The sequence below is a fragment of the Chryseobacterium sp. SIMBA_038 genome (genome assembly GCF_046535115.1).
Classification (GTDB): Bacteria; Bacteroidota; Bacteroidia; order Flavobacteriales; family Weeksellaceae; genus Chryseobacterium.
Window position 1 is genome coordinate 1 of the sequence record NZ_JAWRXH010000155.1, and the last position, 274, is coordinate 274.

Annotated in this window: 1 protein-coding gene; it reads right to left on the bottom strand. The window is 34.3% G+C overall.

The window, feature by feature from the left end; all coding sequences use genetic code 11:
• Window positions 1-255, bottom strand: a 255-nt coding sequence (locus tag SB689_RS23090) for a hypothetical protein (RefSeq protein ID WP_410694394.1), incomplete at its 3' end; no start/stop codon positions are given.
• Between the last annotated feature and the right edge of the window lie 19 nt (window positions 256-274).

Here is a 274-nt window from a genome sequence, read left to right on the forward strand (position 1 = left end):
GATGGCATCAGCTCCAATATGGAATACTGTTCTTCCCAAGGTATTCCATAGCCAGATGTAGAGGAATAGTATGAAAAATCCGATAACAACGCCAGCCATTGATAGGACACTTAAAATAGCAGGAATATCAATGCCTTGAAGGAGGCCAATAAGAATGATAATAACTATAATAAAAGAAGATATCGTTAAACCAAGACTCATCACAGCAGTTAATAACCAATTGGTTCTGTTTTTTATTTCAATGGTTATAGGCATTTATCAAATGTTTTAATTG